Source organism: Streptomyces sp. SP17BM10, assembly GCF_036322405.1.
In the GTDB taxonomy this organism is placed as follows: Bacteria; Actinomycetota; Actinomycetes; order Streptomycetales; family Streptomycetaceae; genus Kitasatospora.
On record NZ_JAQYXB010000680.1, the window covers coordinates 1 to 14,532 of the forward strand.

Consider the following 14,532-nt stretch of genomic DNA (forward strand, 5'->3'; position numbering starts at 1 on the left):
CGGCCGCACCCTCGGCCCCATCGCCAAACCCAAGCAGATCAAAGTCGTCGGCGAACTCCCCAAGACCCGCTCCGGCAAAATCATGCGCCGCCTCCTGCGCGACATCGCCGAAGGCCGCGAAGTCGGCGACACCACCACCCTGACCGATGCCGCCGTGATGACGTCCATCCAGGCCCAGCTGACCGACGCTTCGCCCCATAGCTGATCCCCCGGCGAGGGGCCGCTCACCGGTGCGAACCGGTAAGCGGCCTCTCGCCATCGAACTCCCGCTAGGAACACCCGAGTTGTCGTGTCGACCGTACTCGCCCGGATCCCCTGCCCCCTGATCGGCTGCGACGGCCCGACCGGGCAGTACACCCGTGTGGTTTTGTGATCTCGTGCCCGAAGCGGGCTGTGGCTGAGCGCGCTTACTGTCACGAATACTGTCACGAAGGGAAGCGGCAGGTGGCGTTACTCGCTCCGGGTGGGCTCGGGCCGGAGTGCGGTGACGAACCGCAGGAGGCGTTCGTTGACCAGCTCGGAACGCTCCAGGTTGAGGCCGTGGCCGGCCCGCTGAACGATCTCGGCCTGAACATTCGGGATCAGCGCGGTGACCCGCTTCAGAACACGGTGCGGCCGGAGCAGGGCGCTTCGGCGTCCGAGCAGGACGAGGGTGGGCAGTTGGATGGAGCTCAGTTCCTCGTCGGTGAACGGTCGGGCCACAGGACGGGTGTTCGGCTTGTAGGTCCGCATGCCCATCATCAGCGGAGCGATCATCTGGGGCGGTGAGCTGAGGGCGGGGTTGGCGAGCAGGCGCCCCAGAGCGGGTCGGAGCGGGCGCGGGGCGAGCATTCCGAAGCCTCCACGGGGTTGAGTCAGGTCGCCAACCGACCGCTGGTGCCATGCATGGCATTCATGGGTTGCGTGGACTCCTGAAGATCGCGCGATGGCCGTGGGTCATGGCCTAGACGCCGCCCGCTGGCCGTCGCCTGCAACACACGGGTGCGGATCAACCAGGGGCGGACCGCTGCCCGCGCGGATACGGTCGCTGACCGCCTGCCCGCCTCGGCCTGGCACCGGCACATCACCCTGGCCATGCTCGCCCTGGCCTTCCTGGCAGCCCTCGCCGCCGACACGACACCGGCCAGACCCACCCGGCAGAACCGGCACGTCCGCAGCACCGACCCGATCGACCTGACCGTCCCGGAGATCCGCCACCTGCTCGGCGCCCTACTGGACGTACGAACCACATCCCCGCACAGACTGCTGCACTGGTCGAGCTGGCACAGACACCACCAGGCCGCAGCACGCCGCAGTCACAATCTGCGACGAATCCCCGCTCCCATCGCGTAGATCACGAAACCGCACTGGAGCACCAGGACGCGAGGTGCAGGACCTCCCCGTCCCGCAACCCGAGCGACAGGGCCGTGTCGCCTGGCCGGAGCACCGCACCACCGATCCGCCGGAGCGCCCAGCCCTCGTCACCGTCACCCGCACTGGCACCGTCACCGTCACCGGCACTGGCACTGGCACTGGCACCACCAAGGCACCGAACCAGCACGGGAACGAGCCCCACGACCGGAACGGTGACCGGAAGAGCCACCTCGAGGAGCCCCTCCGGCCCCACGACGGTCAGCCGACGGACGGCGTGCTGGGGCGAGATGGCGGTCAACGTGCCGGTCATGGTGCTCCTCGGATGCGCGAACAACGGGAACGATCGACTCGGGTACCCACGCACCACGCCGTCTCCCGGTCCCTCCACCCTAGAAACCGAGCGGCCCGAGGACATGACGACCGCCACCGACAGAATTGCGCCCCCGGACCGAAACCCTTCGGCACCCCCGTCTACCCCGCCCGGCGCCCCGGTGAACAGTGATCAGCTCCCGGTCCAGGCGACGGTGGCGGCTCTCGGGCACCTCACGGCGTAGCTTCCCCGAGCGTCCCAACGCCCGACGGCATGACGCTCCCGAGCCAGAGGGTGTCCCGGGCGCGGGTCATGGCGACGAAGAGTCGGCTCCGGGCGAGTTCCGCGTGTTCCGCCGCCACCTCTGCGCCTTCGTCGGCCCCGCTTTGGAGGGCCTGGTCGTGGCACGGCAAGTAGACGTGCTTGAACTCCAGTCCCTTGGCCCTGCGATACGTCCCGATCTTCACCGCCTCGACAGGCCGGCCCTCGTACTGTTCAAGCGAGACGACGGGCACTTCCGCCTCGATGATCCGGGCGGATTCTCCCGCACAAAGGTCATGCGAGGGAAGCCAACCACACGGCATCGGCGCTGAACGTCAGGCCAACCCGTGAAGTCACTCATATGAGCCAATCGATGGTCATGTCCGGTGCCTGAGGCCCTACTTGAAGCTACGCTTCGACGCCTTGAGCAAGGGATCGGAATGAGCCCGCACGGCCTCGGCAGGCGCCGGGCCGAGGCATTCACCCACGCAGGCAGGGGATTTGGTGACCGGCGACGGACTCGACGGCAGTTGTCAGCGGACGGAGGTCGTCGTCATCGGCGCCGGCATGTCCGGAATCGCCGCCGTGATCGCACTGCACCAGGCCGGAATCGACGACGTCGTGTTGCTGGAGAAGACCGGCCGCCTCGGCGGCACCTGGCGCGACAACACCTATCCCGGATGCGGCTGCGACGTGCCGTCCGTGCTCTACGAGTACTCCTTCGCCCCCCATTCCTGGAGCCGGTCCTTCGCCGCCCAGCCCGAGATCCTCGGCTACCTCGAAACCACCGCGGAAACGCACGGCGCCGAAAAGGCGATCCACTACGGCACCGAAGTCCTCGCCGCTCACTGGGACCCGGACACCCACTTCTGGCACCTGAGCACCACGGCGGGCACCTGGACCGCCCGGGCGGTCATCATCGCCACCGGCCCCTGGCACCGTCCCCGCTACCCCGACATTCCCGGGCTCGACGGCTTTCCCGGCGCCGTCTTCCACTCCGCCGACTGGGACCACGGCACCGACCTGACCGGGCGCCGCATCGCGGTGGTCGGCACCGGAGCGTCCACCGTCCAGTTCCTGCCGGAGATCCAGCCACAGGCCGCCCACATCGATGTCTTCCAGAGCACACCACAGTGGGTACTGCCGAAACCGGACCACCCGCTCTCCCCCCGCCTCCGCCGATTCCTCGAACGCCGCCCGGCGGCACGCCGCCTCCTGCGCCGCGTGCAGCACTGGACGCAGGAGACGATCGGTGTGCCCCTGCGTCACCCGAGACTGCTGGCACCCCTGGAAGCCGTGGCCCGCCTCCACCTGCGCGCCGCCGTGCCCGACCCCGCGCTCCGCGAGGCCCTGACCCCGCGCTACCGCCTCGGCGGCCGCCGCCTGATCGCCTCCAGCACCTACTACCCCGCCCTCACCCGGCCCAACGTCCAGCTGCGCCCCACCCGCGTGACCGCAGTCCACGGCTCCCAGGTCATCGGAGCCGACGGCACCCGCACCACCGCGGACGCGATCATCCTCGCCACGGGTTTCCACGTCGGTGACCTCGCCCTGGCTCCTCGCCTGCACGGCCTCCACGGCACCACCCTCGCCCAGACCTGGGCCGACGACCGCCGTGCCTACCTGGGCACGAGCATCAGCGGATTCCCGAACCTCTTCCTTCTTCCCGGCCCGAACATCCTCACCGGCACGAGTGCGGTCCCGACCGTCGTCGAGGCACAACTCCGCTACATCACCACCGCCCTCAACCACCTGTACGCCAGCGGGAACACCGCACTGGACGTCACACCGGAGGTTGAAGAGGCACACCACAACGCCCTCCAGCACGCACTCCGGGGCACCGTGTACAACACCAGCGGCTCCAGCTACTACTTCGGAGTCCCGGGTGTGAACACCTTCTGCTGGCCCTGGTCCGCCGGCAGGCTGGTCAAGCGCCTGCACACCTTCACCCCGGACTCCTACATCTGGACCAAACAGCAGCGTGACCCGCGCATCGGCAGGCCCACCGGAGGAGCAGTGGTACCACCCCCAGCCTCGCGGCAGCGCGCTCACCGACTCACCGCCGAACGCCGCACGCCGTAGCTGCGGCCCCAGGCCCGCTCGCCCCGACCGCCGCTGGCTTCCGAGCGCGCTGGGCCTCTCGGTGATCACTGAGGCACCAGGGCGCCGGAGATCTGGCCCCGTTGGCCCAACGTCCTTTCTCCGAAGGTACGGTGAGCGGCGATGAGGTCGCGGTACCAGGCTCAGGAGGCCCTCGGGGTGCGGGTGCCGAGTGGTGTGGTCGCCGTGGACGAGGCCGAAGCGCTGGTGGTAGCCCTCGACCCGTCGAGCGGCCTGTCCAGACCCGGATGATCTCCCGCAGACCCCCTCTCACAGTGGCTCGACCGGCGGTGCATAAGCCCTTCTTGGGGCCCTCGAATTTTCCCTTCTGAAACCGTCATCATAAGTAACATTGCACTCACTCTGTGAAATTTCACAGCCTGAAATATTACCACAGGAGATAACGATTGGATAACAGTGGACTAGACCACCAAGGCCGCGGGCCGACAAATCACCTTCGGATACTGCGTATTGTTGCTCGACGCTCACCACCCATGGGGTAACCGCAAAGTGACCCGGACTTCTCCATTCCGGTTCTGATGTGGCTCTGCCAGACTCCCCGGCATTCGATTTCACCTAACGGGGAGTGAGATCTGACGCATGAGCAGACACCGCAGGAAATCGCGTCGGGCGGCCGTGACGGCAATCGCCGCCGTGCTGGCCGCCGCGGCCACGCTGGGCATCGGCGCCATGGCCCAGGCGGGCCTGGTCAAGGGAACCGTCATCGGAGGCCAGAGCAACTACAGCACCGTCAATGAGCGTGTGCTGCCCTCACTTTCAGCCCGGGTCTCCGGCCAGGCCGCACCGGCCGACCGCATCCCGATGATCTGCCGCACCACGGGGGACACCGTCGAGAATGACAACCGCTGGATCTGGTCCGGCGCCTACTACATCGCCGACGCCTTCATCAGCGAGAACACCGGGAACCTGCCGCTCTGCAGCTCCACCCGGCCCACCAGCTGGACAGCGCTCGACATCACCATGCAGAAGCAGGTCCAGGACGAGTGGTGCTGGGACGCCTCCGGCCTGACGGTCGCCACCTACTGGGGTTACAACCGGTACAACCAGTACGACTTCTGCCGCCTCGCCCAACAGGGCCGCTGGCTGGACTGCAACGACCGACCCGCCACGCTCGACGACATGGCCAACGGCCTGTCCGCCATGGGCTTCCGCAACAGCGGCTACGACCTGAACCGCAACGCCTCGTTCAACGAGGTCACCAACGAGATAGCCAACGGGCGGCCGTTCGCGGTGCGCATCGGCTGGACGTCGGGCGGCGGGCACATGAACGTCATCTACGGCTACGACAGCACCAGCAACATGATCGCCGTAGGCGATCCGTGGCCCAGCACGCAGACGTACACCTGGTGGAACTTCAACACCTATGTCAGCAACGGATCGTTCCAATGGACCCACTCGCGGGTCGGCATCCACGCGTGAGGAGACAACCAACCATGATGACACTGAAGGCGGTTGCCCTCACCGCTGCCGCACTCGTGAGCGTCGGCGTCGCCACCACGACAGCCCGGGCCGACAGCGGGGGCAATGTGCCCGACTACGGCGCCGCTCAGCAGGTGCTGCGCTCCGGGCAGACGCAGAACACCGTCTCCCGCTTCCTCGGCGCCGCGAGGACGGCGACCACCCCCGGAGCCGGGACCGCCCCCGGAGCCGGGACCGGCGCCGACGGCGGCAGTGCGGGCGGGCGGCCGAACTCTCCGAACGTGGCCGCCGCGTCACCGTCGTTCCAACTCAAGGACCCGGTTCCGATGTACGAGCTGTCGGTGGACTTCGTGACGGGCAAGGCCCAGCCGACACCGCAGTACGCACTCAGGCTGTCCTACCTCGCCTCGCGGGTGAGCGCGGCCGACGGTCACCAGGCCACCGTACTACTCGCTCCGCCGGACAAGGCCGGCAGCTGGCGGCTGGCGGGCATCCAGGACGGTGACAACGAGCTCAAGCTCGCCGAACGCACGACCACCGACGCCCGCACCTTCACCGAGCCGCAGATCCACGCCTGGTACCGGCTCACCGAGCGCGGCGACGTCGAGTCGCTCAACAGCGAGGCCACCACAGGCCTCGGCGGCAGACAGAGCCTCCCGCTGGCCGCCTACCAGAAGCTGGTGACGGGCCGGTACGCGGACAAGCTCCCCGGATCCGGCTACGACCGGAACGGGCTCGCCGGAGGGTTCGGGCTGTTCGAGACAGCAGCCGGGTCACCGCCCGGAACGCCGCCCCCGGACCTGCCCGAAGCACGATCAGGGGCGCAGGGTCCGACGACCTCGTCGACCTCTGCCGATCAGTCGTCCCCGACGTCATGGCGGCTGCCGGCGGCCGGCGCCGCCGTGCTGGCCGGCGCCGCGGGACTCTACCTGCGCCTGCGCCGCCGCGGCGCACCGACGGGCTGACACCCGAACGACGGACACACGAGGCACCGGGCGACGGACAACACGCCTTGGGCGCCCGGTGCCTCGTGCTCCCCGAGCAGGCCCGGTGGTCGGCGATGAGGTCGCGCTACCAGGCGTAGGAGGCCCTCAGGGGTGCGACGCTGAGTGGTGTAGTCGCCGTGGACGCAGCCGAAGCGCTGGTGGTAGCCCTCGGCCCGTCGAACAGGGCGTCATCGTGTCCCGCCGCCGGCAGGACGGCTCGACTCGCCCAACGATCATGGTCGTTGGGCGAGCCGTGGCGGCGGACGGCCGCTCATCGGGCGGCCGCCTCGGGTTGCCGGGCCGCCGCGCGCAGCCACCGCTGGTACACCGGGCTGCGCTCGGCCGCGACCCGGTGGGCCGCGCGGACGTGCTCGACCAGTGCCGTCTCCAGGGCGGCCACCGGACCCGCCTGGTGCCAGGCGATCAGGTGCCGGTACCAGAGCGGGTCGCCCGTGATGGGCCGCACGGCGATGCCGGGCAGTTCCTCGTAGGTGGCCTGGCACAGGCTCACCGCGCCGCCGCTGCGGACCAACTCCATCAGCAGCCGCCCCTCCGCCTCGTGCACGGTGCGCATCCGGTGGCCGGTCGCGTGGAAAGTGGTGGACCAGTACTCGCGGACCCGGTCGTCGTCCGGCCGGGGCGACACCCAGTCCTCGTCGGCGAGTTCATCCAGTCCGACCTCCGGCCGGGCGGCGAGGCGGTGGCCCGCCGGCAGGGCGACGAAGACGGGCTCGGTGACCACCGGCCGCAGGACGACGCCGGGCCGCGCGGCCAGCTCGTAGCCGGGGCAGTCGCCGACCACGACGGCTTCGAGGCGGCCGGCCGAGACGTCCTCGATCAGGGGGACGGACGAGCCCTGGGCGCGGGAGACGATCCGGGCCTCGGGGAGGTGGGCACGCAAGGCGTCGATCAGCCCGCCGATCAGCGGGGCGTTGACCGAGCCGAGCCGCAGGCGCGGGACGGGGCTGCTGGAACGGGCCGCCAGGGCGGAGGCGCCCAGCAGTTCGTCGACGGTGGGCAGGACGGCGCGGGCGCGGGTGAGCACGGCCTCACCGAAGGCGGTCGGCACGGCGCCGGTGCGCCCACGATCGAACAACGGCCCGCCCAACATCGCCTCGATCCGGCGCAGTTGGGCGCTGAGCCCGGGCTGGCTGAGCCGTAGTGAGGCGGCGGCGCGGGTGAGGCTGCCGGTTTCGGCGATCGTGCAGATCATCCGGAGATGCCGTATCTCAAGCTCCATAACCGGATGTTATGAACAGCTGGGAGCTCCCGGAAGGGATCGCGCAGGCCCAATCTTGTCCCACATGTGAAATGTCATATCACACCAGAAGGGGACGAATGAGGCCACGAAGAGCCGCATGCGCCCTGGCGGCGGCCCTCGGGCTGCTGTCCGCGGCGGCCTGCACCGGATCGACTGGGGCCGGATCGACCGGGGCCCCCGGGAACGCCGTCCCCGTGAAGGGCGGCACCCTGCACGTCCTGTCCACCATCGACCTGGAACACCTGGACCCGGCCCGCGCGTACGTCACCTCCACCCAGGACGTAGGCCGACTGATCTACCGGACGCTCACCACCTTCGCCCCGGCGCCCGGCCAGGCCGGCGGAAAGATCGTGCCGGACCTCGCCACCGACACCGGCCGTCCCACCGACGGCGCCCGGACCTGGACCTTCACCCTCCGGGACGGCGCGCGCTTCGAGGACGGCCGGACCGTCACCAGCAAGGACGTCAAGTACGGCGTCGAGCGCACCTTCGCCGCCGAACTGCCCGAGGGCCCGCCGTACGCCCGGCTCTGGCTGACGGGCGGCGACACGTACAAGGGCCCGTACCAGGACAAGGCCGGCCTCGCCTCGATCGAGACCCCGGACGAGCGGACCGTCGTCTTCCACCTCAACCGGCCGGTCGCCGACTTCGGCTCGGCCGTGTCGCTGCCGATGTTCGCGCCCGTGCCGCAGGACAAGGACACCGGCGTGGGCTACGACAACCGCCCGTTCTCGTCCGGCCCCTACCGGATCGACGTGTTCGAGCCCAAGAAGCAGCTCACCCTGGTGCGCAACCCCTCGTGGGACCCGGCCACCGACACCGTCCGCAAGGGCCTGCCCGACAAGGTCGTGATCGACCTCAACCTCGACCCGGCCGTGGTCGACCAGCGGCTGATCTCCGGCCAGGGCGAGGACGCGAACGCCGTGGCGATGGAGCCCATCGGCCCGGCCTCGGTCGGACGGGCGCTGGGCGACCCCCGGCTGAAGCAACGCCTGGTCACCGGCGACTCCATCAACACCCGCTTCCTCGGCATCAACACCAGGCACAAGCCGCTGGACGACGTCCGGGTGCGCCAGGCGATCGCGTACGCACTCGACAAGGACGCGCTGCGCACCACCCGTGGCGGCCCGATCGCGGGCGACCTCGCCACCACCCTGCTGCCGCCCACCCTGCCCGGGGCGGCCCCCGAGGACCCGTACCCGAGCCAGGACGGCAAGGGCGACCCGGCCAAGGCCAAAGCCCTGCTCGCCGAGGCCGGACACGCGTCCGGCCTGGAACTCACCCTCGACACCCCGGCCACCGCCGGCGGCAAGGCGCAGGGCGAGGCCGTGCAGGCCTCACTCGCCCGGGCCGGCATCACCGTGCGGATCAACGAGATCAGCTCCTCGGCGTTCTACAGCACCATCGGCAGCCCCTCCCGCGAGCACGACCTGCTGATCGACGGCTGGACACCGGACTGGCCGGGCGCCTCCACCTACCTGCCGATCCTGTTCGACGGCAGGCTGATCACCGTCGAGGGCAACAACAACCGCTCCCAGTACGACTCCCCCGAGGTCGATGCCCGGCTCGACGAGATCGCCGCCGCCGGCGACCCGACCACCGCGCAGGCGGCGTACGGCGAGCTCGCCAAGCGGATCATGCGGGACGCACCCGTCGTCCCGTTCCTCTGGGACCGGGCCGCCGTCCTGGTCGGGCCGAACGTGGCCGGCGCGTACGGGCACACCGCCTTCGTCGGCCGACTCGACCTCGTCTCGCTGGGACTGCGCAGGTGAGCGCCCGCGCCGCCGGGACCACGCACCCGGGTTCCCGCGCGGCCGTGACCGCGCAGGTGACCGTCCTGCGCAGGCTCCTGTCCCAGCGCGCGACAGCGCTCGCACTGGCCGCGGTCACCCTGCTGGTCCTGGTCGCGCTGGCCGCCCCGCTGATCACCTGGCTGACCGGCGGTTCCCCGACCGCCTTCCACGGCGAAGCCGTCGACCCGGCGCTCGGCGGACTGCCCCGCGGTACGGCCGGCGGCATCAGCGCCGCGCACTGGCTGGGCGTCGAGCCGGTCAACGGCCGGGACGTGCTCGCCCGGGTCGTGTACGGCGCGCGCGTCTCCCTGCTGATCGCCGTACTGGCCACCGCCGTCTCCACGCTCCTCGGCACCGCGCTCGGCCTCCTCGCCGGATTCCTCGGCGGCTGGGCCGACACCCTGATCGGCCGGCTGATGGACCTGCTGATGTCCTTCCCCAGCCTGATCTTCATGATCGCCCTGATCTCGGCAGCACCCGGGGCGGACCGTCGGCTGTTGCTGATCATGGTCCTCGGCCTCTTCGGCTGGCCGTACATCGGACGGATCGTCCGCGGGCAGGCGATGGTGCTCGCCCGTGGCGAGTTCGTGGCGGCGGCCCGGGTGCTCGGCGCGTCCCGACGGACACTGCTGCTGCGTGAGGTGCTGCCCAACCTGACCGGGCCGGTGCTGGTGGTGGCGACGATGTCGATCCCGGCCTGCATCGCCACCGAGGCCGGGCTGTCCTTCCTCGGCGTGGGCGTGCAACCGCCCACGCCCTCCTGGGGGCAGATGATCGCGTCCGCCGTGCCCTGGTACGCCTCCGACCCCGCCTACTTCCTCATCCCCGGCGTCCTCCTGTTCGTCACGGTGCTCGCCTTCAACGTGCTCGGCGACGCCGTGCGCGACGCGCTCGACCCCCGGAGCAAGCCACGATGATCCTCTACCTGTTGCGAAGACTGGCCGTCACCGCGGCCATCCTGGTGGTGATCTGCGCCGCCACCTTCGCGATCTTCTACCTGATGCCCGCCGACCCGGCCCAGGGCGCCTGCGGCAAGGCCTGCAGTCCCGAACGGCTCGCCACGATCCGAGCCACCCTCGGGCTGGACCGCTCCTCGTTCGGACAGTTCGGGGACTACCTCGGCGGCATCCTCTCCGGGCGCACCTACGGCAGCGGGGCGACGGCCGTCCAGTGCCCCTTCCCCTGCCTGGGCTTCAGCTTCCAGACGAACCAGCCGGTCTGGGAGATGCTCACCGGCAGGCTGCCCGTCAGCATCTCCATCGCCGTCGGTGCGGCGGCGTTGTGGCTGTCCGTCGGCGTGACGGCGGGCGTGGTGTCGGCGCTGCGGCGCGGAAGTCTGTGGGACCGCGCCGCCATGACGGCCGCCCTCGGCGGGGTCTCGCTGCCGATCTACTTCACCGCTCTGGTGCTCCAGTACCTCCTGGTGGTCCAGCTGAACGTGCTGCCCTACCCGACCGCCGTCCGCCTCACCGAGGACCCGATCGGCTGGGCGCAGTCGATGGTCATGCCCTGGATCACCCTGGCCATGCTCTACGCCGGGGTGTACGCCCGGGTCACCCGCAGCGAGATGCTGGAGAGCCTCGGCCGCAACTACGTTCGCACGGCGCGCGCCAAGGGACTGTCCGAGGTCACCGTGGTCCGCAGACACGCGCTGCGCCCCGCACTGATGCCGATCGTGACCATCTTCGGCATGGACCTCGGCGCGCTGCTGGGCGGCGCGCTGATCACCGAATCGGTCTTCGGCCTGCCCGGCGTCGGCAAGCTGGCCGCCGACGCGATCGCGAGCGCGGACCAGCCGGTGATCCTCGGCGTGACGCTGTTCGCCGCCTCCTTCGTCGTGCTCGCCAACCTGGCGGTGGACCTCGGTTACGCCGCACTGGACCCGAGGGTGAGGGCCGTCGGATGACCTTGCTGACCGTACGGGACCTCACGGTCGACTTCGCGTCAGGCGTCCGGGCGGTGGCCGGGCTCGACCTCGACCTCGCGGCCGGACAGGTCCTGGGCGTGGTCGGGGAGTCCGGCAGCGGCAAGTCCGTCACCAGCCTCGCCGTCCTCGGGCTGCTGCCCCGCGATGTCCGCGTCGGCGGCGAAATCCGCTTCGACGGACGCGAGTTGACCCGCCTCGACCAGCGCGCCCTGCGCCGCCTGCGCGGCAACCGGATCGCCATGGTCTTCCAGGACCCGCTCTCCTGCCTCAACCCGTACTACTCGGTGGCCAGCCAGATCGCCGAGGCCTACCGCGCTCACCACCGGGCCGGCCGGAAGGCGGCCCACCGGGTCGCCGTCCGGATGCTGGAACGGGTCGGCATCCCCGAGGCCGAACGACGCGCCCGCTCCTACCCGCACGAGTTCTCCGGCGGGATGCGGCAGCGCGTGATGATCGCCATGGCGCTGTGCCTGGAGCCGGACCTGCTCATCGCGGACGAGCCGACCACCGCACTCGACGTCACCGTCCAGGCCCAGATCCTCGACCTGCTGCGCGAGCTGCGGCGGGAGACCGGTACCGCGATCATGCTGATCACCCACGACATGGGCGTGGTGGCGGGACTCGCCGACCAGGTCGTCGTGATGCGCGACGGCCGCGCGGTCGAGCGCGGCGCCGTCCAGGACGTCTTCCACCGCCCGCGGCAGCCGTACACCCGCGGCCTGCTCGCCTGCGTCCCCCGCATCGACGGGCCGCTGCCGCGCCGGCTGCCGACCCTTGCGGAGCAGACATGACCGCGTTGTTGGAGACCAGGGACCTGGTCAAGCGATTCCCGGTCCGCCACGGCCTCACCCGGCGCCTCGCCGGCCACGTCACCGCCGTCGACGGCGTCTCGTTGCACGTGGCGGCGGGCGAGACCCTCGGCCTGGTCGGCGAATCCGGCTGCGGCAAGTCCACCCTGGCCCGCCTGCTCACCCGGCTGGAACCACCGACCTCCGGCAGCATCCGGTTCGCCGGCCAGGACCTCGCCGAACTGGACGAACACGGCCTGCGCCCCGTCCGCCGCGAGCTCCAGATGGTCTTCCAGGATCCCTTCTCCTCACTCAACCCCCGCCAGACCGTGCGCCGGATCCTCACCTCGCCCTTCGCCTACCAGGGGTTGAAGCCCGACGAGCCGGTGGAGCGACTCCTGGAACGGGTCGGCCTCGGACCCGAGCACGCCGACCGCCACCCGCACGAATTCTCCGGCGGCCAGGCCCAACGCCTCGGCATCGCCCGGGCGTTGGCCCTGCGGCCGAAGCTGGTGGTGTGCGACGAACCGGTCTCCGCCCTCGACGTCTCGGTGCAGGCCCAGATCCTCAACCTGCTCAAGGACCTCCAGGACGAACACGGCCTCGCCTACCTGTTCATCGCCCACGACCTCGGCGCCGTCCGGCAGATCAGCACCCGGATCGCCGTCATGTACCTCGGTGCCGTCGTCGAGACCGCCGACCGCGACACCCTCTTCGGCACCCCCGCCCACCCGTACACCCGCGCCCTGCTCTCCGCCGTGCCCCTGCCCGACCCCGACGCCGAGCGCGCTCGCGAGAGGATCGTGCTCCACGGGGACCCGCCCAGCCCCCTCGACCCGCCCAGCGGCTGCCGCTTCCGCACCCGCTGCCCCAGGGCGGCCGACCGATGCGCCGGCGAGCGCCCCACCCTGCGGGTGATCGCGCCCGGCCACCACGTCGCCTGTCACTTCGCCGAGCGGAACGAGGGGAACGAGGGGAACGAGGGGAACATTCGCCACAGCCCGGAGTCGTCACAGTGATCCTGACCACCCACCGCCTACCCGGACTCGCGGTGACCGACCACGTCTTCACCGTCCCGCTCGACCACGCCGAAGCCGGCGGCGCGACCATCGACGTCTTCGCCCGGGAGGTCGCCGACCCGGCCCGCGGCGACGAACAACTGCCCTGGCTGCTCTACCTCCAGGGCGGCCCGGGCGGCAAGTCACCCCGCCCGCTGAACGCCGGCGGCTGGCTCGACCACGCCCTCAAGACCCACCGGGTCCTGCTGCTCGACCAGCGCGGCACCGGCCGTTCCACCCCCGTCACCGCCCGCTCCGCGGCCGGGTTCGGCTCACCCCGGCAGCTGGCCGATCACCTCGCGCTGCACGGGGCCGACTCGATCGTCGCCGACGCCGAGCTGATCCGTCGTCGCCTCTGCGGCGATGAGCCCTGGGAGACGCTCGGACAGAGCTACGGCGGATTCGTCACCCTCAGCTACCTGTCCTTCGCGCCCGAGGGCCTGCGTGCCTGCTACATCACCGGTGGCCTGCCCGGACTCGACGCCACCGCCGACGACGTGTACGCCGCCACCTACCCCCGAGTGCGCGACAAGGTGCTCGCCCACTACCTCCGCCACCCCGGTGACCCGCTCACGCTCCGACGGCTCGCCGACCACCTCCACCACCGCGCGGTCCGCCTTCCCGACGGCGACCGGCTCACCGCACGGCGACTTCGCACCCTCGGTCTGATGCTCGGCATGGGCGACGGCTCCGCCCGCCTGCACTGGCTGCTCGACGAGTCCCTCGACCCCGCCGGCGAGCCCACCACCGCCTTCCTCCAGCAGGTCATGCAGCTGACCGCCTTCACCGACAACCCGCTCTTCGCCGTCCTCCAGGAGTCCATCTACGGCCGCCCGGGCGCCTGCACGGGCTGGGCCGCCGAGCGCGCCCTGGCGGCCCACCCCGCCTTCGCCGAGGACGCCGACCCGCTGCTGCTCACCGGCGAGATGATCTACCCCTGGATGTTCCGGGAGATCAGCGGCCTGCGCCCGTTCGCCGACGCCGCCGACCTGCTCGCCGCACGGACCGACTGGGCCACGCTGTACGACCCGGCCCGACTCGCCGCCAACCGGGTACCGGTGGCCGCCGCCGTCTACCACGACGACATGTACGTGGACGCCGACCTCTCCCTGCGCACCGCGCGCTCGATCGGCGGACTGCGGGCCTGGATCACCAACGAGTGGGAGCACGACGGCGTGACCGCCTCGAACGGACGCGTCCTCGCCCGCCTCATGGCCCTGGCCTCCGGCCGGGCGTAACCACCCACCCGAAGGAA

The 14,532-nt window shown here is 70.7% G+C and carries 15 protein-coding genes and 1 pseudogene; 12 read left to right on the forward strand and 4 right to left on the reverse strand.

All coding sequences use genetic code 11. The annotated features are described in order from the left end of the window. Positions 1–205, forward strand: a 205-nt coding sequence (locus PUR71_RS38125) for an AMP-binding enzyme (RefSeq protein ID WP_329931869.1), incomplete at its 5' end; no start/stop codon positions are given. Between the two features lie 245 nt (positions 206–450). Here the strand turns inward: PUR71_RS38125 and PUR71_RS38130 are convergent. Beyond that, positions 451–831, reverse strand: coding sequence for an alpha/beta fold hydrolase (locus PUR71_RS38130; protein WP_329931870.1), 381 nt, complete (start codon positions 829–831; stop codon positions 451–453). 126 nt (positions 832–957) lie between these two features. Between PUR71_RS38130 and PUR71_RS38135 the strand changes: the two are divergent. Continuing rightward, a pseudogene (locus tag PUR71_RS38135) lies at positions 958–1,332 on the forward strand (IS701 family transposase); the annotation flags it as partial. A gap of 1 nt (position 1,333) precedes the next feature. On the opposite strand, the gene PUR71_RS38140 reads toward PUR71_RS38135, so the two are convergent. Continuing rightward, a complete protein-coding gene (locus PUR71_RS38140; RefSeq protein ID WP_329931872.1) occupies positions 1,334–1,663 on the reverse strand; it encodes an EsaB/YukD family protein in 330 nt (109 codons plus the stop codon). Positions 1,664–1,896: 233 nt separating this feature from the next. Continuing rightward, positions 1,897–2,178: a 3'-5' exonuclease gene (locus PUR71_RS38145; protein WP_329931873.1), complete on the reverse strand. Its 282-nt coding sequence runs from the start codon at positions 2,176–2,178 to the stop codon at positions 1,897–1,899. A gap of 250 nt (positions 2,179–2,428) precedes the next feature. Here PUR71_RS38145 and PUR71_RS38150 point away from each other — a divergent pair, with 250 nt between their 5' ends. The 4 genes from PUR71_RS38150 (at position 2,429) to PUR71_RS38165 (ending at position 6,429) form a co-directional block, all read left to right on the forward strand. Then, entirely contained in the window at positions 2,429–4,006 is a 1,578-nt protein-coding gene (locus PUR71_RS38150) for a flavin-containing monooxygenase (protein ID WP_329931874.1), read from the forward strand. 141 nt (positions 4,007–4,147) lie between these two features. Then, positions 4,148–4,276: a hypothetical protein gene (locus PUR71_RS38155; RefSeq protein ID WP_329931875.1), complete on the forward strand. Its 129-nt coding sequence runs from the start codon at positions 4,148–4,150 to the stop codon at positions 4,274–4,276. 384 nt (positions 4,277–4,660) lie between these two features. Continuing rightward, positions 4,661–5,464: a papain-like cysteine protease family protein gene (locus PUR71_RS38160; protein WP_329931876.1), complete on the forward strand. Its 804-nt coding sequence runs from the start codon at positions 4,661–4,663 to the stop codon at positions 5,462–5,464. Positions 5,465–5,478: 14 nt separating this feature from the next. Next, complete coding sequence (locus PUR71_RS38165) at positions 5,479–6,429, forward strand: hypothetical protein (protein WP_329931877.1); 951 nt, start codon at positions 5,479–5,481, stop codon at positions 6,427–6,429. A gap of 292 nt (positions 6,430–6,721) precedes the next feature. On the opposite strand, the gene PUR71_RS38170 is transcribed toward PUR71_RS38165, so the two are convergent. Further along, positions 6,722–7,690 carry a LysR family transcriptional regulator gene (locus PUR71_RS38170; protein WP_329931878.1) on the reverse strand — a complete coding sequence of 323 codons (969 nt, stop codon included), beginning with the start codon at positions 7,688–7,690 and terminating at the stop codon, positions 6,722–6,724. Between the two features lie 215 nt (positions 7,691–7,905). Between PUR71_RS38170 and PUR71_RS38175 the strand changes: the two genes are divergently transcribed. From PUR71_RS38175 to PUR71_RS38200, 6 genes are read left to right on the forward strand one after another with little or no spacing between them, the layout of a single operon-like run. Further along, complete coding sequence (locus tag PUR71_RS38175) at positions 7,906–9,483, forward strand: ABC transporter substrate-binding protein (RefSeq protein WP_329931879.1); 1,578 nt, start codon at positions 7,906–7,908, stop codon at positions 9,481–9,483. Positions 9,484–9,527: 44 nt separating this feature from the next. Beyond that, positions 9,528–10,421: an ABC transporter permease gene (locus PUR71_RS38180; RefSeq protein ID WP_329931880.1), complete on the forward strand. Its 894-nt coding sequence runs from the start codon at positions 9,528–9,530 to the stop codon at positions 10,419–10,421. Continuing rightward, the gene (locus PUR71_RS38185) at positions 10,418–11,410 is read left to right on the forward strand and encodes an ABC transporter permease (protein WP_329931881.1); all 993 of its coding nucleotides are present in this window, start codon (positions 10,418–10,420) and stop codon (positions 11,408–11,410) included. Before PUR71_RS38180 ends, PUR71_RS38185 begins: the two co-directional genes overlap by 4 nt. Further along, entirely contained in the window at positions 11,407–12,222 is an 816-nt protein-coding gene (locus PUR71_RS38190; RefSeq protein WP_443077720.1) for an ABC transporter ATP-binding protein, read from the forward strand. Before PUR71_RS38185 ends, PUR71_RS38190 begins: the two co-directional genes overlap by 4 nt. Then, a complete protein-coding gene (locus tag PUR71_RS38195) occupies positions 12,219–13,238 on the forward strand; it encodes an ABC transporter ATP-binding protein (protein ID WP_329931882.1) in 1,020 nt (339 codons plus the stop codon). Before PUR71_RS38190 ends, PUR71_RS38195 begins: the two co-directional genes overlap by 4 nt. Further along, the gene (locus PUR71_RS38200; RefSeq protein WP_329932042.1) at positions 13,238–14,515 is read left to right on the forward strand and encodes an alpha/beta fold hydrolase; all 1,278 of its coding nucleotides are present in this window, start codon (positions 13,238–13,240) and stop codon (positions 14,513–14,515) included. Before PUR71_RS38195 ends, PUR71_RS38200 begins: the two co-directional genes overlap by 1 nt. The last annotated feature ends 17 nt before the right edge of the window (positions 14,516–14,532 follow it).